Origin of the sequence: Streptomyces sp. NPDC087263 (assembly GCF_044744645.1) — a bacterium.
Taxonomy (GTDB): Bacteria; Actinomycetota; Actinomycetes; order Streptomycetales; family Streptomycetaceae; genus Streptomyces.
The window spans coordinates 1-1,068 of the sequence record NZ_JBIUYT010000038.1; the positions used below are offsets into that span (position 1 = coordinate 1).

General features: G+C 56.6%; 1 rRNA gene. It reads right to left on the reverse strand.

The window, feature by feature from the left end:
• A 23S ribosomal RNA gene (locus ACIPC1_RS40310) occupies nucleotides 1-1,068 on the reverse strand; the annotation flags it as partial.

Here is a 1,068-nt window from a genome sequence, read left to right on the forward strand (position 1 = left end):
CTTCTCCCGAAGTTACGGGGGCATTTTGCCGAGTTCCTTAACCATAGTTCACCCGAACGCCTCGGTATTCTCTACCTGACCACCTGAGTCGGTTTGGGGTACGGGCCGCCATGAAACTCGCTAGAGGCTTTTCTCGACAGCATAGGATCATCCACTTCACCACAATCGGCTCGGCATCAGGTCTCAGCCTCAATGAGTGACGGATTTGCCTATCACTCGGCCTACACCCTTACCCCGGGACTACCACCGCCCGGGCTGGACTACCTTCCTGCGTCACCCCATCGCTCACCTACTACAGACTTGGTCCGGCGGCTCCACCACGTCCCTTTGTCCGAAGACTCCGGGCCGGCTTCACGGCCTTAGCATCACCTGGTTCAGCGTTGGCGCTTCAAAGCGGGTACGGGAATATCAACCCGTTGTCCATCGACTACGCCTGTCGGCCTCGCCTTAGGTCCCGACTTACCCTGGGCAGATCAGCTTGACCCAGGAACCCTTGGTCAATCGGCGCAAGAGTTTCTCACTCTTGTATCGCTACTCATGCCTGCATTCTCACTCGTATACCGTCCACGACTGGTTTCCACCGCCGCTTCACCCGGCACACGACGCTCCCCTACCCATCACAGCAGGCGTTAGCCCTTCATGCTGCAATGACACGACTTCGGTGATGTGCTTGAGCCCCGCTACATTGTCGGCGCGGAATCACTTGACCAGTGAGCTATTACGCACTCTTTCAAGGGTGGCTGCTTCTAAGCCAACCTCCTGGTTGTCTCTGCGACTCCACATCCTTTCCCACTTAGCACACGCTTAGGGACCTTAGTCGGTGTTCTGGGCTGTTTCCCTCTCGACCATGGAGCTTATCCCCCACAGTCTCACTGCCACGCTCTCACTTACCGGCATTCGGAGTTTGGCTAAGGTCAGTAACCCGGTGAGGCCCATCGCCTATCCAGTGCTCTACCTCCGGCAAGAAACACGTGACGCTGCACCTAAATGCATTTCGGGGAGAACCAGCTATCACGGAGTTTGATTGGCCTTTCACCCCTAACCACAGGTCATCCCCCAGGTTTTCAA